This window comes from Bradyrhizobium sp. A11, assembly GCF_042077125.1.
GTDB lineage: Bacteria > Pseudomonadota > Alphaproteobacteria > Rhizobiales > Xanthobacteraceae > Bradyrhizobium > Bradyrhizobium japonicum_B.
This window is the reverse complement of record NZ_CP149509.1, coordinates 3255635-3275378: the sequence shown is the minus strand read 5'-3', so window position 1 is coordinate 3275378 and position 19744 is coordinate 3255635. Positions and strand designations below refer to the sequence as shown.

Sequence of the window (19744 nt, the reverse complement as noted above, 5' to 3'; positions counted from 1 at the left end):
TCAAATCCAGTCAAACGCAGAAAGCCCGGACGTGCCGGGCCGGGGTGATATAGCCACTCGGGGTGGCCGTGTCAGCCCTCGATTTGGCATGGCCCGACAGCCGGCGCAGGGTACGAAAAAAGACGTGGATGCCCGGCACAAAGCCGGGCATCACGGGCCGAAACGATCCTAGATTCACCTCATGCGCCCCAGCCTGCTCAATCCGCTGTTTGCTGCCGTGACCAGCCTGCCCGGCGTCGGTCCGAAGCAGGACAAGCTGCTGCAATACCTGCTCAGCCGCAGCGAGACGCCGCGGCTGGTCGATCTATTGCTGCATCTGCCGAGCCAGGTGATCGACCGCCGGGCGCGGCCAAAGATCCGCGACGCGGTGCAGGGAACCATGGTGACGCTGGAGGTCGTTGTCGACCGTCACCGCCCGCCTCCGCCGCGCAATTCACGCGCGCCGTATCTGGTCTATGCCAGCGACGACACCGGCGACGTCGTGCTGACTTTCTTCCGCGCCAAGCCGGGCTATGTCGAGAAGCTGCTGCCGGTCGGCGAGAAGCGCTATGTCTCCGGCACGCTGCAGATGTACGACGGCATCCCGCAGATCGTGCATCCCGACCGCGTGCTGGACGAGGAGGCGATCTCGAAACTCTCCGGGATAGACCCGGTCTATCCGCTCACCGAAGGCCTCGCACTCGGCTCGCTCCGCCGCGCCATCGCGCAGGCGCTGCAGAAGCTGCCGGTCCTGCCCGAATGGATCAGCCCGGAGGCGATGCGGCGGTGTAACTTTCCGCCGATCACGGAAGCGCTCAATCGCGTGCACCAGCCGGTCGAGCTGACGGACATCCTGCCCGACCAGCCGTTCTGGTCGCGCCTCGCCTTTGACGAGCTGCTGGCCGGCCAGCTCGCGCTCGCCCTGATCCGCGCGCAACTGCGTCGCCCCGCCGGCGTCCGCAATGCCGGCGACGGCCATCTGCGCAACAAGATCATCGACGCCCTTCCCTACGCACTCACGCCCTCCCAACGCAGCGCCGCGGCGGCCATCGCCGAGGACCTGAAGCAGCCGGTGCGCATGCTGCGCCTGCTCCAGGGCGACGTCGGCTCGGGCAAGACAGTCGTGGCGCTGCTCGCGGCCGCTGCGGTCGCGGAGGTCGGCAAGCAGGCCGCGCTGATGGCGCCGACCGAAATCCTGGCGCGCCAGCACATCAAGACCATCGCCCCGCTCGCCGAGCGTGCCGGCATGCGGGTGGCGATCCTCACCGGCCGCGAGAAAGGCAAGGAGCGGCGCGAGATCATCACGCAGCTCGCCGCAGGCGAGATCGACCTGCTGGTCGGCACCCATGCGCTGATCCAGGACGATGTGACTTTCCACGACCTCGCGCTCGCCATCGTCGACGAGCAGCACCGCTTCGGCGTGCGCGAGCGGCTCGCGCTCACCTCCAAGGGTGAAGCCGTCGACGTGCTGGTGCTCAGCGCCACGCCTATACCGCGCACGCTGGTGCTGACCTATTTCGGCGACATGGACATCTCCGAGCTGCGCGAGAAGCCCGCCGGCCGGCAGCCGATCGACACCCGCGCGGTCGCCATGAGCCGGCTCGGCGAGGTCATGGACGGCGTCGGCCGTGCCTTGCAGGCGGGAAAACTGGTCTACTGGATCTGTCCGCTGGTGGAGGAGTCCGAGGCCGAGGGCACTGAACACCTCACCAACGCGACCAAGCGTTTCGAGAGCCTGCAAAAGCGTTTCGGCGATCGTGTCGGCCTCGTCCACGGACAGATGAAGGGCACGGAAAAAGACCGCGTGATGGGCCAGTTCGCCGCCCACGAGATCGGGCTCCTGGTCGCGACCACCGTGGTCGAGGTCGGCGTCGACGTGCCCGCCGCCACCATCATGGTGATCGAGAACGCCGAGCGCTTTGGCCTTGCCCAGTTGCACCAGCTGCGCGGCCGCATCGGGCGCGGCTCGGAGGCCTCGACCTGCATCCTGCTCTATTCTGAGCCGCTCGGCGAGATGTCGAAGGCGCGGCTGAAAGTGATCCGCGAAACCACTGACGGTTTCCGCATCGCCGAGGAGGACTTGAAGCTGCGCGGCGAAGGCGACGTCCTGGGTGTGCGCCAGAGTGGCCTGCCCGGCTACCGCATCGCGCGCCCGGAGGTGCACGGGCAGCTGATCGCCCAGGCCAGAGACGAGGCGCTGCGCATCCTGAAGGACGATCCGAAGCTGAAGGGCGAGCGCGGCGAGGCGCTGCGATGCCTGCTGTACCTCTATGAACGAGACGAAGCGATTCCGCTGATCGGGGCAGGCTAGCTCGCGGCCCGTCGTCGCCCAACCTCGTAGGCCGCAACATGCGCGCGGGCGAGATCCAGTAGCGGCGTCTCAATGCCCAGGGTCCGGGCTCGGTTCGCCATGTCGCCGAGGATGTGCTCGCACTCGGTCATCGAGCCGCGTTCGATATCGCGCAACATCGAGGCCTTCAGCGGCGAGTCGAGGGTGGTGAACAGTTTGTGGTCGAACTCGATGAACGGCGCACGCGGCTCATACCCCGATGCCGTCGCAACGGCGCAGCATTCGGCGAACAGGCGGAAGATGGACTGCTCACCGTTGGGCACGGCCAGGATGTCGCCGATGCTTGCGCGCATCAGGCAGGTGATCCCCGCGATCGTCGAAAGCTGAACGAATTTCTCCCACATGTCCTGCGTGATCGCCTCGCTGGCGCGCACGTCGATGCCGGGAACATCGAACAATGTCTCCAGCGCGAGCGCGCGTTCACTCAGAGCGCCCTCGATCTCGCCGAAGACGATGGTCTGGTTGGCCATGAAGTGGACGACCCGGCCATCCGGATCCAGCCCGGCACTCACATTGGCGAGACCGCCAAGGACGCGAGCAGCGCCGAACCTTGCGATGAGAGCGTCGAGATGTCTCAGCCCGTTCAGGATCGGAAGGATCGTCGTGCCCGCACCGACGGCGGGCGCAAACTGGCTCATCGCCTCATCGAGCGAGTAGGCTTTCACGCCGACGAGCACGACGTCGAATGCTTCCTCGAGATCATGCGCCAGGATGATCTTCGGCTGCACAGTGAAATCGCCGTGCGGGCTCACGACCTTTAGTCCGTCCCGGCGCAATTGCTCCGCCCGCGTCCCGCGCACCAGGAAGGTCACGTCGCGGCCAGCTCGAACCAGGCAAGCTCCATAATAGCCGCCGAGCGCGCCAGCGCCGATCACCAGCACTCTCATTCGAACTCCCGTCTCAGAACAACCGTAAACACAATAGCAGATGAGCTCCGCAGCGTCTCCTCCCCGTCATTGCCAGCGCAGCGCGCTGCGCTGGCAATGACGTGGGATAGAGACCCGCACGCCGCAACCGCAAACCTTGCGGGAGCGAACGTGGGTACGTCAGGTCTTCTTGCCCGCGTTCCCCGGGGCAAACGCTTTCATCAACTCCGCATCCACCGCCTCGCCCTTCGCGTCATCCGCCAGATGCTCGAACCAGCGCGCAAAGCCCTCGTAGATCTGGCTGGCCGGATGATCGGGGCCGAGGAAACCGGAGATCTCCCGCATTTCCGCGACCCAGCGATAGGCTTTCGGAATCATGTCCGGCAGCGCGACTTCGAGCCGCGCCAGGATCGCGGGCTGGCTCAATGCCAGTTCGTCGCGCAGCGCATCGGCGGCGCCTGCTCTCGTTGCCGCGATCACCATGGCCGAGCCGATGCCGGCGAGGCCCTTGACGATGCCGGCATAGGACATCTTCAGCGCCGAGGCGGCGCCGACCGGGCCCTCCACGATGCGCACGTCGAGCCCGAACTCCTTCAGCACCGCGACGTCCCTGGCGTGCTCGCCGGACAGGTAGAACGCAGGACTTTTGCCGCCCGGCTGCGGCGGAAAGCCGATGATGCCGGCATCGACGAACGGCGCCTGCGCCGAGCCGATGATCTCTTCGATCCGACGCACGGTGTCGACGTTGACGGCGTTGCAATCCACCACGATCGGCTTGTGCTCGCGCCTGACGATCACCGCCGCCAGCCGCTCAGCCAGCGCGACGGCTTCGCCCGGCGGCACGATCGAAAGAATGATGTCGGCGGCGGCGATCGCATCGTCATCGGCACCGATCATGCCGGCATCTGCTGCGCGTCTGCGCGTCGCCTCGCTCCGCCCGGTCAGGGACGTCAACACGCGCGCGCCATGCTCGCTGAGACGGCGGGCGACGGCACTGCCCATGGCGCCGGGCGCGAGGATCGCAATGGTCTTGGACATCATGCACTCCGGATCGAACGCCGAGCGAGGACGCTCGGCTCGACGGGAGACTAGCAGAGGACGCCAACGCGCGCGTGACCGACGCCATCCCGCAACGGAATGGCTCTACTCCACCTTCGCAGGCTCGGGCTGGATCGCCGACGCATTGGCAATGCGCGCGGCATGCGCCATGCCCGCAAGTGCGGCCGCCTTCTTGGAATCGGGGGCCGAGCCCGGCTGAACCACGCCGGCCGACATGATCAGGGTCGCGGCATCCTCGGCGGTGAGGTCGACCTCGATGATCTTGCTCTTCGGGACATAGAAGAAGAAGCCGGTGGTCGGGTTCGGCGAGCACGGCAGGAACACCGAGACGTGTTCCTCCTGCCCCGGCAGGCTGCGCGAAATGTCCTCGTTCGGCGATTGCGAGATCAGCACAATCGACCACATGCCCGGCGAGGGAAACTCGACCAGGCCGACTTTGCGGAAGCTCGAGCCCTTGCCCGAGAACAGCGTCTCGAACACCTGCTTCAGGCCACGGTAGATGGCGCGCACGGCCGGAATTCGGCCGAGGAAGGTCTCGCCGACATCGACCAGGGTGCGGCCGATGAGATTGGCCGCGAGGAAGCCGACCAGCGTCAGCGTGAAGAATGCGACGACCAGCCCCCAGCCGGGAATGACATAGGGCAGATAGGTTTCCGGCCGGTAGGCGAGCGGCACGAACGGCCGCACCACGCCGTCGACCCAGGTGACGAACCACCAGACCAGGTACAGCGTGATCGCGATCGGCCCTGTGACCACGAGGCCGGTGAGAAAATAATTGCGGAAGCGGCCCATCAGGCCGGTATGCGGTTCCGGGAGGGGATCAAGAGGCGCAGGCGCGTCGTCGCGGGGGGTCATTCGGGTTCCAGGTCGGTCGCAGCACACAAGCTAGGGTCTTCTAGCAGATTTTGGAAGACCACGACCGGCCGATATCCCGCCTGCCTATTCCACGGTCACCGACTTCGCGAGGTTGCGCGGCTGGTCGACGTCGGTGCCCATCACGACAGCCGTGTGATAGGCGAGCAGCTGCACCGGGACGGCATAGACCATCGGCGTGAACGCCGCCGCCATGTCAGGCATGACGATGGTGACGAGGGACTCGACGGTCGCTTCTTCCGCACCCTTGGCGTCCGTCATCAGGATGATGTTGCCGCCGCGGGCGGCGACCTCCTGCATGTTGGAGACGGTCTTTTCGAACACGCGGTCGTAGGGCGCGATGACGACGACAGGCATGGTCTCGTCAATCAGCGCGATCGGTCCGTGCTTGAGCTCGCCGGCGGCATAGCCCTCGGCGTGGATGTAGGAGATCTCCTTCAGCTTCAGCGCGCCTTCGAGCGCGAGCGGGAAGCTGGTGCCGCGGCCGAGATAGAGCACATCGCGCGACTTGGCGATCCGGTGCGCGAGCTTTTCGATCTGGGGCTCGGTGGTGAGCGCTGCCGCCATCAGCCGCGGAATCTCGACCAGGCCGTGGACCAGCTTGGTCTCGTCCTCGCCGGACAATTCGCCGCGCGCCTTGCCGGCCGCGATCGCAAGATTGGCCAGCACCATGAGCTGACAGGTGAAGGCCTTGGTCGAGGCGACGCCGATCTCGGGCCCGGCCAGCGTTTGCAGCACGGTCTCGCTCTCGCGCGCGATCGTCGAGGTCGGCACGTTGACGACGGCGATCGTGTGTACGCCCTCGGCCTTGGCATAGCGCAGCGCCGCCAGCGTGTCGGCGGTCTCGCCGGATTGCGAGATGAAGATGGCGAGATCGCCCTTGCGCAGCGGCGCCTCGCGGTAGCGGAATTCGGAGGCGACATCGACCTCGACCGGCAGCCTCGCAAAGCGCTCGAACCAGTACTTTGCGACGATGCCGGCATAGCTCGCGGTGCCGCAGGCCGTGATGTTGATGCGCTGGACGTTCTTGAAATCGAACGGCAACTCGACCGGCAGCGCGACGCGCTCGCTCGCCATGTCGACGTAGCGCGCCAGCGTGTGACCGACCACTTCCGGCTGCTCGTGGATCTCCTTGGCCATGAAGTGGCGGTAATTGGCCTTGTCGACCAGCGAGGTCGAGGCGGCGTGCTTGATCTTGTCGCGCTGGACGGCGTTGCCGTCCTTGTCGAAGATATCAGCGCTGTTGCGGGTCAGCACGACCCAGTCGCCGTCTTCGAGATAGCTGATCGTGTCGGTGAACGGGCCGAGCGCGATGGCGTCGGAGCCGAGATACATCTCGCCGTCGCCATAGCCGATCGCAAGCGGCGGACCATTGCGGGCGCCGATCATCAGATCGTCGTCGCCGGCGAAGATGAAGCCGAGCGCGAAGGCGCCGCGCAGCCGCCCCAGCGCCAGCTTCACTGCTTCCACCGGCTTGTGGCCGCGCGTCAAGAGATCGTCGACCAGATTCAGCACGATCTCGGTGTCGGTCTCGGTGTTGAACACCGCGCCCTTCTTCTCGAGCTCCTCGCGCAGCTCGCGGAAATTCTCGATGATGCCGTTGTGGACCACGGCGACGCGCTCGGTCGCGTGCGGATGGGCGTTGTTGACGGTCGGCTTGCCGTGGGTGGCCCAGCGGGTGTGGCCGATGCCGGTGGTGCCCTTCAGCGGCTCGGCTGCCAGCCGCTTCTCCAGGTTCTTCAGCTTGCCTTCGGCGCGGCGGCGCTCGAGGTGCCTGCCTTCGAGCGTGGCGACGCCCGCAGAATCGTAACCGCGATATTCAAGACGTTTGAGCGAATCCACCAGCTGCTCTGCAACCGGCTCGCGCCCGAGAATGCCGACAATCCCGCACATGCGGATCACTATCCCCCAAATCGTCGAAAAATCGCCTAAACGACGCGTCCGGTTTTTAGCGAAGTTCGCAAGGAACCAGATACTCAATAATTATTGCGGATTGAGACAGCACGGACCGCATCCTTCGCCTTCGCCTGCGTCGAATTGGCCGGCCTTAAAACGCGCACGTTAACTTGTTGTCAACATATTTGGCCAACGATTCCATCTCAGGAGAATAAGGCCATGAAAGGCTCATCCGACCGCAAAGGTTTGTCACCGATGTACTTGCGCGCCAGCGAGACCACGGGCACGCATCTCGCACATTGGCCGCCGCCCCAGCGCGGCAAGGAAAGCAAGCCCGTCTTCATGAAGCATCCGGAAGGCGAGCCGGTCAAGCGCGCCACGCCACGCGGCTGGCGCCTGACCCGCGCGATCTTCTCCGAATTCGCCGACGAAGAATAGCGGAAGGCTCACTTCTCCGGCTTCTTGCCGCCCGTCTTCATCTCGCGATAGCGCGCCGCGCCGCCTTCCCGGATGGTCTGCTGGTTGCGCTCCAGCGCCATGGCGTCATCGGGCACGTCGCGCGTGATCACCGAGCCCGAGCCGATATAGGCGCCGTTACCGATTCTGACCGGCGCGACCAGCGATGAATTGGTGCCGACGAAGGCGCCCTGCCCGATCTCAGTCCTGTGCTTCTTGAAGCCGTCGTAGTTGCAGGTGATGGTGCCGGCGCCGATGTTGGAATTGGCGCCGACCGTGGCATCGCCGATATAGGAGAGATGGTTGACCTTGACGCCGGCCTCCAGCGTCGCCGCCTTGGTCTCCACGAAATTGCCGATCCGCGCGCCGTCGCCGAGCGAGGTGCCGGGCCGAAGCCGAGCATAGGGGCCGATCGAGACGTTCTTGCCGAGCGTCGTCTGCACGATGTGCGAAAAGGAATGGATCACGGTGCCGTCGGCGATCGAGACGCCGGGGCCGATCACCACGAACGGCTCGATGGTCACGTCCTTGCCGAACACGGTGTCGGCGGCGAGATAGACCGTCTCCGGCGCGATCAGCGTGACGCCGGCCTCCATCGCCGCCTTGCGCAGCCGCGCCTGCATCACCGCTTCGGCCTCGGCGAGCTGCGCCTTGGTGTTGATGCCGCGCACCTCGTCCTCGCTGGTTTCGATCACCACGGACTCCCATCCCTGCTTGCGGACGATCTCGACCGCATCGGTCAGATAATATTCGCCCTTGGAATTGGCATTGCCGATTTGCTCAAGGATTTGAAGCGCCCGCCGGCCGTCGATCGCCATCACGCCGGCGTTGCACAGATCGATCTTGCGCTCGTCGGCGCTCGCATCGGCCTGCTCGCGGATCGCGACCAGGCGCTCGCCCTCGACGATGAAGCGGCCGTAGCCTGTGGGATCGGCGGCGCGGAAGCCGAGCGCAGCGATCACGGCGCCCTTGGCGAGCGGCGCGCGCAGCCGGGCAAAGGTCTCGGCCGAGATCAGCGGCGTATCGCCGAAGGCAATCAGCAGATCGTCGGCGCCGCGCGCAATGGCCTCGCGCGCCGCCAGCACCGCATGCGCGGTGCCGAGCCGCTCGGCCTGCACGAAGATGAGCGCGTCGGGCCGGATGCGCCTCGCCTCGTCCGCGACCGCCTGATGGTCCGGACCGATCACGACCGCGAGCGCGCTGCCGGTTCCCTTCGGCGCCGCGGCGAGCACGTGGGCCAGCAGCGTCTGGTGAGCGACCGGATGCAGCACTTTGGGCAGGCTCGAGCGCATGCGCGTGCCTTCGCCGGCGGCGAGCACGATCGTGAGGCTGGAACGGGCGGTCATCGAAATCCTGTCGGTTCGGCCGAATCAAATGGCGTGGCAGGCGGGCCGCCCGCGAATGCTGCAGCCTTGCTACCCCCGCAAACGCCCGGAATTCAAGTGCGGCCCGCTTTTCCTGTTAATGTTCCCTGATTGATTCGGGGAAGCTTCGGGGCTGGGCACTCAACGTTCATGGCAAAGGATTCCGACCCACTGGCGGATGCCTTCGGCGCCAAGGAGACCGGCGGACTGTTCTCCGGACTCTTGGCCGAGGAAAGCGCGTTCGATCGCCGCCTGATGTGGCGCCTGGGCTCGTGGGGCGTGGGGGCGGTGGGCGCCGTCACGATCGCGGTGCTGGCCAATCAGGCTCAGCTCGGCTGGCGCCGCGACCAGGTCGCTTCCGCCGATCTCGCGCGCCAGGCGGACCGGCTCCAGATGCTCACCAGGGAGAGCCAGAACGAGGCCCGCCGGCTCACGGCCGCCATCGAGACGCTGAACACGGATCGCGACCGGCTGTATTCGCGCGTCACCGTGCTGGAGCAAGGGCTCGATTCCGTCACCGGCGCCATCGCCAGGCAGACCACGGCGCCGCCGCAGGCCGGCAAGGCGCAGGATGCTGCGCCCGCAGCCCCCAGCGTCGCGCCGGTTGCCTCGACGCCTGCTTCCGCCCCTGACAAGCCTCGCACCGAGGCCGCCAAGGACACGTCCAAGGACACCCTCAAGGACACGGTCAAGGACACGGTCAAGGACACCGCGAAGGAAGCGGCAAAGGAGCCGCCGCCGCAGACCGCCGCGGCCGCCTCGCTCGTGCAGCAATCACCTTCCATGAATTCGGCGTTGCCGACCATTCCGCTGGTCCCGTCCAAGTCGATCATGGCGCCGCCCGATCCGGCCGCATCGAAATTGATGCAGCCCGAGACGAACGAGAAGGCTGCCGAGAAGAAGGCCGAACCGGCACCCGCCCCGACCGAGCTCGTCGCGGCTGCCGTCAAGCCATCGGAGGCAACCGAGAGCGAATCCCCCGCGATCGCGGTTCAGCAGACGCGTTTCGCGATCGATCTCGGCGGCGCCAATTCGGTCGATGGCCTGCGCGCGCTCTGGCGCGGCGTGACCAAATCCAATCCGGAAATCGCAGCGCTGCGGCCGATCATCATGATCAAGGAAGGCACGACCGGGCTCGGCATGCAGCTCCGCCTCGGCGCCGGCCCGCTCGTCAACGCCGCCGTCGCCGCGAAATTCTGCGCGAGCCTTGCCGAGAGCAATCGTCACTGCGAGACCACCGTGTTCGACGGCCAGCGCCTGTCGATGCGCGGCTCGGACAAGGCGCAAGAGAATCCTCAGGAGAAGCCGCAGGACAAGGCCCCGGAGAAATCTCAAGACAGGGTTCAGGACAAGAACGCGGAGAAGAACCAGGACGCGGCCCCGCAAGCCGAAACCGCGCCCAGCGCCAAGCCCGAGAAGCCGCAGCGCCGCCGCAGCTACACCTCGAAACGCAGCAAGCGCGAGGAGCCCGCGCCCGCTCCTGCGGCGCCGCCGGCGCCGGCAAAGCCGGAGGCTGCATCGGCGACATCGACGCTGTCGTCGTTCTTCAGGCGATAGGAAGCTCCCTTCCTCGACGGAAGAAGCTTGCATGCGGCGATCGGACGCTGGGACTTGAACAGCCCGTTGGCGTTCATTGACGGCGCCTTGTTGGCGTCACCTCACCTTCCAAACCTCGCGGACTCCGATGAACGAACTTGATGACGTGTTGAGGCTGCTCGTTGCCGCAGCTACCGGCCTCGTGATCGGCATCGATCGCGACATGAACGACAAGCCGGTGGGCATGCGGACCCTCGCTCTGGTCGCGCTCGGCTCAGCATTGATCTCGATCTCCGTGATCGAGTTCCAGAACATGCGCGACAACCCGGATGCGATCTCCAGGGTCATTCAGGGCGTCGTGACCGGCGTGCTGAGCGGCGTGGGCTTCATCGGTGCAGGAGTCATCCTGCACGACAGCAAGTCCAAGACGGTGCACGGCCTTACGACGGCGGCAACCGTCTGGATCGCGGCGGGCCTCGGAATTGCCTGTGCGCTGGGGGCCTGGCTGCTGGTCGGCGCCGCGATCGCAGTGACCTTGCTGGTGCTGTTCGTTCTCGGCTGGGTCGAGCGCAGGCTGGGACTGAAATAGCGAGCCCGCGAGAGAGCGTACCAAATGATACGGAAGAGGTCGGCGTAAGACGGCATGATCCGCTCCCTGATTTGATTCGGAGCGGAGATGACGGACGCGAACTTCTTGCGAGAGCAACTCGCGTTGATCCGCGACCTGGCAGATCGGGCAGATCCCCATATCAGGAAACGACTGCTCGACTTGGCCGAACGATATGAGCGCCGGCTCGCCGAACAGAACCGGAAAATACCTGGTCGGCCTTGACGGCCTCTCGCGCGGCTTTGAGCGGCCGGATCGACAGAAACCTCGCCTGCCCTGTTGCCTGCCCGCGCCATCCCGACCATATTGCCGGCCATGACAAAAAAGCCCTTCCGCCTCACGCCCTACCAGGTCCAGTTCCTGATCGTCGTCGGCTTTTCGTCCGTCGGCTATGCGCTTTACCTGCGCTACCTCGCGATCGAGCTGTCGCAGGTCGCTCTCGCCTGCGACGCCGGGCTTCAGACGCTGCTCTGCAAGGCGCGCTCGGTCTCGACCGTGCTGTTCAAGAATTCGGTGTTCGGCATCGTCGCGCTGGTGGTTGCGACGCTGAACCTGATGCGGCCGTCGATCGTGTTGCTCACGGTCGGCATCATCGCGGCCGGCCTCGGCATCGTGCTCTACAATGTCGTGTTGTCGGGCCTTGCGATTGGCCTGTTCATTCTTGGATTTGCTCGGCCCGCGCCCGCCACAGCGTGAACGCGAACAGCAGATACATCGTGCAGGTCCACAGCGACTGCCAATTGTCGCGGCCTTCGTTGAAGAGCACGAAGACGGCCGACAGCGCCAGCACGCCCGCGAACACCGATTCCGCGATCGGGCGCTGCCCGATCTGCGGCCGGTTCAGCATCAGCAGCGCAAACGGCACCACCGCCATCGTCAGCGCGGCGTAGGGAAAATCCTTGTAGCGCGGGTCGAACACGAAGCCGAGCGCGGTCGCGGCCGCGATCACCGCGGTCACGGCCAGCGTCAGGCCGAGAACGGCGGTGAGCTTCGACCATTTGCGCCCCTCGCGCGGACCGAGCAGGTCGAGGAAGGTCGGAAGGCTGCGGCCGATCACCATGGCCTGGGCGCAGAAGATCGGCGACAGGATGCCGGCCAGCAGCAACGCGCCCCAGAGCAGCCAGCCGCCGATGCCGTAGCTCTCGTAATACATCTTGTCGGCGCCGATCCCGAGCAGGCTCCCCGCCGTCGTCGCCGAAATGCCGACGCCGAGCCAGGCCGAGAAGCGCGGCGTCCACGGCCGCCGGCGCAGCGTGATGATGGCGACCGCGAACACCAGCACGGAAAGGCCCATGCCCGCGCCCATGTACCATTTCCAGTACGGGAAATTGCTGATCGGCGCTCCGGGCGGATATTTCAGGGTCCGGCGCGCCGAATCGTAAAGGCCCCAATAGCCGCCGACGGTGCCTTCCAGCTTGCGCTTCCAGGGCTGGTCGTAGGACTCGATCAGATTGACGCGGAACTTGTTCGCCTTGGCAAGGCCGAGGATTTCCGAGACCACGCGCGCCTGATTGGTCCGTGACGGCAGCGCGACGTCGCGCATGCGCCCCTCGCTCGGCCAGCCGGTCTCGCCGATCAGGATCTCCTTGCCGGGGAACGCCACCACCATGCGCTCGCGGATCTGTTCGACATGGGCGGCAGCGAACTTCGCCTTGACCGGGAAATCCTCCCAATAAGGCAGGATGTGGATCGTGACGAAGTCGACGGCGTCGGCGACCTCGCGGTTCTTCAGCCAGTACTCCCAGACGTCGGCATAGGTGACGGGCACGCTGACCTGCGTCTTCACCAGGCGAATGATGGAGACGAGATCCGCCGTCGTCATCTCGCCGCGCAGCAGCACCTCGTTGCCGACGATGAGCGTGCTGATGATGTCGGGGAATTGCTTGGCAAGGCGGATGGCGAGCCCGGCCTGCTCGTAGTTCTTGGTGCGGTTGCTGGAGAGCCAGATGCCCTGCAGCACTTTCAGCCCGCCAACCCTGGCGGCGATCGCCGGCACCTGGTCGAGCCCGTTCTCCATTGAATAGGTGCGGACGCAGTCGGTGATCTCTTTGAGCTGGCGCAGATCCTGCTCGATCTGCTCGGCCTCGATATGGGTCCACGTCTCCAGCGGCGTCTGCTCGCCGCGGAACGGCGCGTAGGAGACGCATTGGACCTTGTCGGCCGGGTCGATCGGGGCGCGCGCGAGCGTGATCGGCGTCGCCAACCACCACCACACGGCAGCAATCGCACCCAGTGAAACGAGCAGAAGCGCCAGTGGCGTACGAAGAGAAATCGGTTCCGTCCTCCGCGAAGGGTCCGTCGATTACCTGCTTGCACGCCGTCTGCCAAGGGGGTGCCCAGATGCCAGTCCACTCAAGTGTTCCGCTCCTCCTCCAAGGAATTGGGCTGCGGCCGTTCGACCGGGACCTAGCATCGTGACTTTGCTGGACAAAATTCCAAATACAGGTCATGGACTCCGAAAGACTTTTCCGCCGCAATGGAGACCCATTTGGACGCCATCACCGACGCGTCCGCGGGATCCTGACGCGGACGGCCAGCGGATACATTGGGGAATTCATGCGGCAACGGGTGTTCGAGTCACGAAATGCGGTCCTGCGGCAGTTCGCCGCCACCTTGGCCGTCTCCTGCCTTCTCGTTCTCGCCGGCCTCGCTGGCGCCTCCGCCCAGAGCGGTACGCCGACCCCGGATCAGGGCAAGGCCGCCGCCCAGCCTGCCGACGCCGCCAAGGATGCCGCCCAGAACCAGCGCCGCACCGACGAGTTCGCCGAAGCCGCCCAGGTCATCAACGGCCCGGCCGGCAATCCCGAATGCGTCTGGCTCGGCCGGCGCGTGGTGCGGCTGATGTGGCGGGACGACCTCGATACCGCCTTCCGCCACCTCGACCTCTACGATCGTTTCGGCTGCCCCGGCGGCCACATCCAGGCCGCGTTCCGCTGCCTGACCCGGTTCGGCGGCCAGATCGACCCCAAGGTTGCCGAGACGCTGGACAGCCGTGTGCACGCCTGCTGGATCAACCCGGCCGCCCAGCCGCAGCAGGCGGCCGCCTCGGCGTCGCCCGCGCCGGCCTCGGGCAATTCGCCGGCGGCGCAGCCGGCCGCCAGCCCCTCGCCTGCGGCAAGCCCGACGCCCGCGCCCCAGAAATAGCTGAGGCCGTTTCAGCTGGCGTTCAGGAACGATCCTCCATAGAGACGGCTGGCACTGCCGCGCATCCCGAAAGGCATGCCCTCATAAGGACATGAGGCCATGACAGTTGTGAAACCGCGCGGCGGAGATATGCTTCCTTTGCCGCGGACTTGGTCGGATCTCGGGGTCGGATCCGCTTCCCTGCCACCTCAGCCCCTTTTGGTTTAGCCGCGATGCGCGTTGTCGCCGCCGTTCTGTTGCTCGTGTCCGCGCTCCACGCTGGGCTATGGGGAGTCCTGCGCGACAGGGAACCTGCGCCGGACTTCAAAGGCCTGGTGCCGAGCCTGTCCTATACGCCGTTCGAACCGGGCCATGTCGTCGACCTCAACGTCGACCCCGACAAGATTCGCGCGGACATGAAGAAGCTCTCGACCCTCACGCGAGCGATCCGTTCCTACTCCGCGACGGAGGGCAACGAGCTGGTGCCGCCGATCGCGGCCGAGTTCGGCCTCAAGGTTACGGTCGGCGCCTGGATCGACAAGGACGAGGACCGCAACGAACGCGAGATCAAGGCTGCGATCGAGCTCGCCCGCAAGAACAGCAACGTCGTCGGCGTCGTGGTCGGCAACGAGGTGATCTACCGCGGCGAGCAGAAGGTCGAAGACCTCATCCGGATGATCAAGAAGGTCAAGGGCGCGGTCCGCGTTCCCGTTACGACGGGCGAGATCTGGAACATCTGGCGCGATTTTCCGGACCTCGGCTCCAGCGTCGATTTCATCGCCGCGCACGTGCTGCCCTATTGGGAAAACTTCCGTTCGGATCAGGCCGTCGACCAGGCCGTGGACCGCTACAACCTGCTGCGCAATCAGTTCCCGGGCAAGCGCATCGTGATCGCCGAGTTCGGTTGGCCGAGCGCAGGCTATAATCTGCGCAACGCAGACCCAGGTCCGTTCCAGCAGGCGCTGACCTTGCGCAACTTCGTGACCCGCGCCGAAGCGCTCGGCATGGACTACAACATCGTCGAAGCCATCGATCAGCCCTGGAAATACTTCGAAGGTGGCGTCGGTCCGTATTGGGGCATCCTCAATGCCAACCGCGAGCCGAAATTCGCCTGGACCGGCCCGGTGGAGAATCCCGATTACTGGAAGCTGATGGGCATCGCGCTGCTGGTCGGCGTTCTGCTGTCACTGCCGATCCTGCGGATCGAAAAGGCGACCGCCAAGCAGGCCTTCCTGCTGTCGGCGACCGCCAACGGCGTCGGCGCCTGGGCCGCGACCGTGTTCGCGTTCTGGAACAGCCACTACTTCCTGTTCGGCTCGGCCTTCGCGCTGACGCTCGGCATGATCCTCCTTGTTCCTCTTGTTCTCATTGCGATGGCGCGCATCGACGAGATCGCCGCGGTCGCCTTCGGCCGGCCGCCGCAGCGGCTGATCGCCAAGGACAAGCCGATCGAGAACGTGCCCGAAGGTTACTGCCCGAAGGTCTCGATCCACATCCCCGCTTATTTCGAGCCGGTCGACATGCTCAAGCAGACGCTGGATGCGTTGTCGCGGCTGAACTATCCGAACTACGAATGCGTCGTCATCATCAACAACACGCCGGACCCTGCGTTCTGGCAGCCGATCCAGGACCATTGCCGCGCGCTCGGTGAACGCTTCAAGTTCATCAACGCCGAGAAGGTGCAGGGCTTCAAGGCCGGAGCGCTGCGCATCGCAATGGACCGCACCGCGGCCGACGCCGAGATCATCGGCATTCTCGATGCCGACTATGTCGTCGAGCCGGACTGGCTGAAGGATCTCGTGCCCGCCTTCGCCGATCCGCGCGTCGGCCTCGTGCAGGCGCCGCAGGAGCACCGCGACGGCGATCTGTCGATCATGCACTACATCATGAACGGCGAATATGCCGGCTTCTTCGACATCGGCATGGTCCAGCGCAACGAGGCCAACGCCATCATCGTGCACGGCACGATGTGCCTGATCCGCCGTTCTGCGATGGACATGGCCGGCGGCTGGTCGTCCGACACGATCTGTGAGGATTCCGATCTCGGTCTGGCGATCCAGGAGCTCGGCTGGACCACCCACTACACCAACACCCGCTACGGCGCGGGCCTCTTGCCGGACACCTACGAGGCCTTCAAGAAGCAGCGGCACCGCTGGGCCTATGGCGGCCTGCAGATCGTCAAGAAGCACTGGCGCCGCTTCCTGCCCGGCGCGAGCCGGCTGACCGCGGACCAGAAGCGCGAATACGGCCTCGGCTGGCTCAACTGGCTGGGTGCCGAGAGCCTCGGCGTGGTCGTGGCGCTGCTCAACCTCGTCTGGGTGCCGATCGTCGCCTTCGCCGACATCGCCATCCCCGACAAGATCCTGACGCTGCCGATCATCGGCGCCTTCATCGTCTCGCTGGTGCACTTCCTGTCGATGTACCGCGCCCGCGTCGCCATCAAGCCCGGCCAGATGCTGGGCGCCATGATCGCGGCGATGAGCGTGCAATGGACGGTGTCGCGCGCGGTGGCGCAGGGTCTGATCACCGAGCACATCGCCTTCGCCCGCACCTCCAAGGGCGGCCTCAGCCGGATGTCGATCGAGTTCCAGGCGTTCTGGGAGGCCGTGATCGGCACCCTGCTGCTGGTCGGCGCCGGCGTGCTGGTCGCCTCCAACAGCTACAAGCAGATCACCGAGATCTACATCTTCGCGGGCGTCCTCGTCCTGCAGAGCCTGCCGTTCCTGGCCGCCGTCGCCATCGCCGTCCTCGAGCTCAGCCGCATCAACTCGTTCCAGTTCTGGCGCGACAGCGCGATCCGCACCGCCGAGCTGATCGGGCTGCGCCCGGTGTCGCTGCCTCCCGTGGCCGCGCCCCAGGCGGTGCCGACCGAGATGCGGCGGGAGACGAACTGACAGACCCTCATGGCGAGGCGCCCGCCCAAGCGGGCGTCCGGACGATGCTCCGCATCGCCGGGCGAACCATGAAAGGCCGAGGTGGTCCAGCACGCTCCCGCAGTTCGGCGTGGATGACGCCCGCCAATCAGGTTGAAATTCCCGCCTTAAGTCGAAGATTCCACGAGCAAATCTCCGCCTCTGCTACGACTTTCGGCAGCCACGCTTGCTATTGACCTCCGCGCCCCATCCCCCTACACAGCGCGGGCCGAAAGCATGATCCGGAAACAGCCGGTTTTTCCCCGCGACGCAAATCGCGCGTAGCGGCAAGACATGCTTCTCGAATGTCCGAACACGATGGCGATCCTCGTCAAAGCCATCAGCGGCCATGGGAGCGCGTAGCTCAGCCGGTAGAGCACGTGACTTTTAATCACGGGGTCCTGGGTTCGAGCCCCAGCGCGCTCACCAAAGACATCGATGGCTTGTTCCGCAAATCCAATGAGCGCTAAATGCTCGCTAGGTACGCGAACGGCATACGAGCTCAAATAGGATAGCTGGCCATGATCGGCGGATTTGGGCGCATGGGAGCGGGCTTCGGTCGTCTCGGAGCAGGCAGTCCTCGAAAGCGCGCAGCCGAACTGCTCAGCAACGCTACGAACATTGCCTCGATAACCGTTGGCGGCCTGATCGTGCCGGAAAGGCAAACATCGGAAGGGCTTTTGATTAAGTCCTATGCCGGTGTGTGGGTCGAGATTGCCCAGCGGTTAGGAGAGGATTGGAATCTCGCATTTCAGCTCAACGACCGACAGTGGGAAGAAATGCTGGCGGGCGCGATGAGTGCGGACGGCTATGAGGTTACACTAACGCCAAGGTCAGGCGATCATGGTCGAGATGTAATCGCAGTCAAACATGGAGTGGGTTGTATTCGCATACTAGGCTCTATGAAGGCGTACGCCCCAAATCGACTTGTTGATCGCGCGCACGTGCACGAGATGCTCGGTGTGCTCGCAACTGAGGCGAACGTGAGCAAAGGGATCATTGCGACCACGTCAGATTTTGCACCGCGTATCGAAGAAGCTCCCGGGATGAAGAATGTGCTGCCCTATCGTCTTGAGCTTATCAATGGAACGCATCTACAGCGCTGGTTAGCCGATCTTTCTACTTGAGACGTTTTCTTGCGCCGTGTTCTGATTGTGAGGAGCCGCCAAACCACTGGTCCATACAGGATCGACAGGGTTGTTTCTGGCTCTTCAACTGGTCCTACCTCGCAAACAAACCCGCCAGATTCCGATAGACTCCAGTAGTCCCCCCGAGATGAACTCCCCGCAGCATCCGCCTATCGTGCCCTACCCCTCCAGGCACTTTGGCGATGATCTGCGCAGCGAAAGACAGTCCGCCCGTTCTGATCTGCTCCAAGTGCAGACGGCCGATGACGTTCTTGGCGACACTGCCGGCCATCTTCACGCTTCCCGCGGTGCATGCCTACCAGTGCCGTCCCTGCCTGCGGGTGGATACCATCCCGCTCACCTAGACGCCGCGTAGCAGCGTGGGCGTCCGCAGCCACGACAGGCTAACTCGGCGCCGTTCCGGCCTACCCGGTACGATCCGATCGCCCGGACGGTTCAGCAGGTGGGCAGGAACAAAGGCCCCTATCCTGGCTTAAATCTCGCTGGCTCGCCGGCCGAGCTGGCGGAAACGGCCCAAACTCGCCGGGGCCGCGTATTCTGCTCATGGGTCCTCACGTCGTGGACGAAGAGCGCGACTGGAGGATGATTTTGCGGGTTCTTGTAGCCGAAGACGAAGATCTGATCCGGGACGTGGTAGTCGACATCCTGGAGACGCATGGGCACGAAGTCATGGAAGCTGATAGCGGCGAGCGCGCGCTTCAGCTCTGCGCCGAAGCCGCACCTGATCTGTTGTTCACTGACATCAAGCTAGCAGGTTCGCTGACGGGCTGGGACGTTGCCATCCGGTGCAGACAATCCAATCCGCGCATGCCGGTCATCTACGCCACCGGTTACACGCACGACGCTCCAAGACCGGTGTCGGGCAGCATCATGCTGCAGAAGCCGTTCAGACTTGAACGTCTTTTGGATGCAATGACGTCGCTCACGGGCAAGTAGGCACGGCCCCAGCCGACCGCCGTCAATGCGCGCCGATCGACAATTGTTTGCCGTCAATTGCGCCAAGCCGGCCTCGAAAAAGGCCCGCGCCTGCAATCGATCGCGGAACGATAACCTGCCGCAGCAATTTCCTTCCTCGGGAGTAGGAGTTGCGTATGCGTCATTCGCCGTCGATCGTGCCGCTGGATCGCCTGGATCGCGAGATCTACCTCGTTCTGGAGGACTTCGGCGCGCGTGCCGGTTGTGCCTGGCGAGAGACGGACGAGCAGGATACCGACCGCGAAACGGTGCTGCGGGACTTGCTCTCCGGGCAATACGCCTACCCCCTCAAGATCGTCACCTTCAACGCCATCGAGGGCTGGTCGCGCGACGCCACCGAAGACATCGCCAACGCCCTGGCTGATCGCGCGGTCCAGGACGGCATCGACTTATCGCCTGCGCTTGAGGCTTTCATCAGCGCCAACTCGTCACGCCCATTCGGTTTTCAACTGGCGCTGCCTTTGCGCGGGGCTGCCTGACGCGTTTGCGGGAACGAAGGGCCTTCCGCAAACCTTTGCAGGAATGCAGGATATCTGACCAGGATGGTTCCGACCGGGGCGGCTCGCCCACCCCAAAAACCCGCTGACAACCCTCCGAAAA

The 19744-nt window shown here is 64.9% G+C and carries 16 protein-coding genes and 1 tRNA gene; 11 read left to right on the top strand and 6 right to left on the bottom strand.

Features of this window, described 5'->3' with window-relative positions:
• The first annotated feature begins 181 nt into the window (after positions 1 to 181).
• The gene (gene recG, locus WI560_RS15120) at positions 182 to 2290 is read left to right on the top strand and encodes an ATP-dependent DNA helicase RecG (RefSeq protein WP_375308622.1); all 2109 of its coding nucleotides are present in this window, start codon (positions 182 to 184) and stop codon (positions 2288 to 2290) included.
• Here the strand turns inward: recG and panE are convergent.
• The 4 genes from panE to glmS form a co-directional block, all read right to left on the bottom strand.
• A complete protein-coding gene (gene panE / locus WI560_RS15115; RefSeq protein ID WP_375308621.1) occupies positions 2287 to 3216 on the bottom strand; it encodes a 2-dehydropantoate 2-reductase in 930 nt (309 codons plus the stop codon). The two genes, recG and panE, sit on opposite strands and share 4 nt — an antisense overlap.
• Positions 3217 to 3375: 159 nt before the next feature.
• Positions 3376 to 4233 (bottom strand): DUF1932 domain-containing protein, encoded by an 858-nt coding sequence (locus WI560_RS15110; RefSeq protein WP_375308620.1) that lies wholly within the window; start codon positions 4231 to 4233, stop codon positions 3376 to 3378.
• Between the two features lie 105 nt (positions 4234 to 4338).
• The gene (locus WI560_RS15105; protein ID WP_375308619.1) at positions 4339 to 5109 is read right to left on the bottom strand and encodes a DUF502 domain-containing protein; all 771 of its coding nucleotides are present in this window, start codon (positions 5107 to 5109) and stop codon (positions 4339 to 4341) included.
• 84 nt (positions 5110 to 5193) lie between these two features.
• On the bottom strand, positions 5194 to 7020 hold the full coding sequence (gene glmS, locus WI560_RS15100) for a glutamine--fructose-6-phosphate transaminase (isomerizing) (RefSeq protein WP_375308618.1): 1827 nt from the start codon (positions 7018 to 7020) through the stop codon (positions 5194 to 5196).
• Between the two features lie 222 nt (positions 7021 to 7242).
• Here glmS and WI560_RS15095 point away from each other — a divergent pair, with 222 nt between their 5' ends.
• A complete protein-coding gene (locus WI560_RS15095; protein WP_375308617.1) occupies positions 7243 to 7461 on the top strand; it encodes a hypothetical protein in 219 nt (72 codons plus the stop codon).
• A gap of 8 nt (positions 7462 to 7469) precedes the next feature.
• Here WI560_RS15095 and glmU read toward each other — a convergent pair whose 3' ends face one another.
• Positions 7470 to 8825 carry a bifunctional UDP-N-acetylglucosamine diphosphorylase/glucosamine-1-phosphate N-acetyltransferase GlmU gene (gene glmU, locus WI560_RS15090; RefSeq protein WP_375308616.1) on the bottom strand — a complete coding sequence of 452 codons (1356 nt, stop codon included), beginning with the start codon at positions 8823 to 8825 and terminating at the stop codon, positions 7470 to 7472.
• 168 nt (positions 8826 to 8993) lie between these two features.
• Between glmU and WI560_RS15085 the strand changes: the two genes are divergently transcribed.
• From WI560_RS15085 to WI560_RS15075, 3 genes are all read left to right on the top strand, one after another.
• The gene (locus WI560_RS15085; protein WP_375308615.1) at positions 8994 to 10400 is read left to right on the top strand and encodes a hypothetical protein; all 1407 of its coding nucleotides are present in this window, start codon (positions 8994 to 8996) and stop codon (positions 10398 to 10400) included.
• Positions 10401 to 10527: 127 nt separating this feature from the next.
• Positions 10528 to 10968 (top strand): MgtC/SapB family protein, encoded by a 441-nt coding sequence (locus tag WI560_RS15080; protein ID WP_375308614.1) that lies wholly within the window; start codon positions 10528 to 10530, stop codon positions 10966 to 10968.
• A 333-nt stretch (positions 10969 to 11301) separates the two neighbouring features.
• Entirely contained in the window at positions 11302 to 11682 is a 381-nt protein-coding gene (locus WI560_RS15075; protein ID WP_375308613.1) for a hypothetical protein, read from the top strand.
• Here WI560_RS15075 and WI560_RS15070 read toward each other — a convergent pair.
• On the bottom strand, positions 11642 to 13201 hold the full coding sequence (locus WI560_RS15070) for a beta-(1-6) glucans synthase (protein ID WP_375308612.1): 1560 nt from the start codon (positions 13199 to 13201) through the stop codon (positions 11642 to 11644). The two genes, WI560_RS15075 and WI560_RS15070, sit on opposite strands and share 41 nt — an antisense overlap.
• A 341-nt stretch (positions 13202 to 13542) precedes the next feature.
• Between WI560_RS15070 and WI560_RS15065 the strand changes: the two genes are divergently transcribed.
• The 6 genes from WI560_RS15065 (at position 13543) to WI560_RS15040 (ending at position 19623) form a co-directional block, all read left to right on the top strand.
• Entirely contained in the window at positions 13543 to 14130 is a 588-nt protein-coding gene (locus WI560_RS15065; protein ID WP_375308611.1) for a beta-1-3, beta-1-6-glucan biosynthesis protein, read from the top strand.
• A gap of 212 nt (positions 14131 to 14342) precedes the next feature.
• A complete protein-coding gene (locus tag WI560_RS15060; RefSeq protein ID WP_375308610.1) occupies positions 14343 to 17003 on the top strand; it encodes a glycosyltransferase in 2661 nt (886 codons plus the stop codon).
• Between the two features lie 371 nt (positions 17004 to 17374).
• Positions 17375 to 17450, top strand: a tRNA-Lys gene (locus WI560_RS15055).
• Positions 17451 to 17542: 92 nt separating this feature from the next.
• Positions 17543 to 18148: a restriction endonuclease gene (locus WI560_RS15050; RefSeq protein WP_375308609.1), complete on the top strand. Its 606-nt coding sequence runs from the start codon at positions 17543 to 17545 to the stop codon at positions 18146 to 18148.
• Positions 18149 to 18727: 579 nt separating this feature from the next.
• The gene (locus WI560_RS15045) at positions 18728 to 19105 is read left to right on the top strand and encodes a response regulator (protein WP_375308608.1); all 378 of its coding nucleotides are present in this window, start codon (positions 18728 to 18730) and stop codon (positions 19103 to 19105) included.
• A gap of 155 nt (positions 19106 to 19260) precedes the next feature.
• A complete protein-coding gene (locus WI560_RS15040; RefSeq protein ID WP_375308607.1) occupies positions 19261 to 19623 on the top strand; it encodes a hypothetical protein in 363 nt (120 codons plus the stop codon).
• Positions 19624 to 19744: the final 121 nt, after the last annotated feature.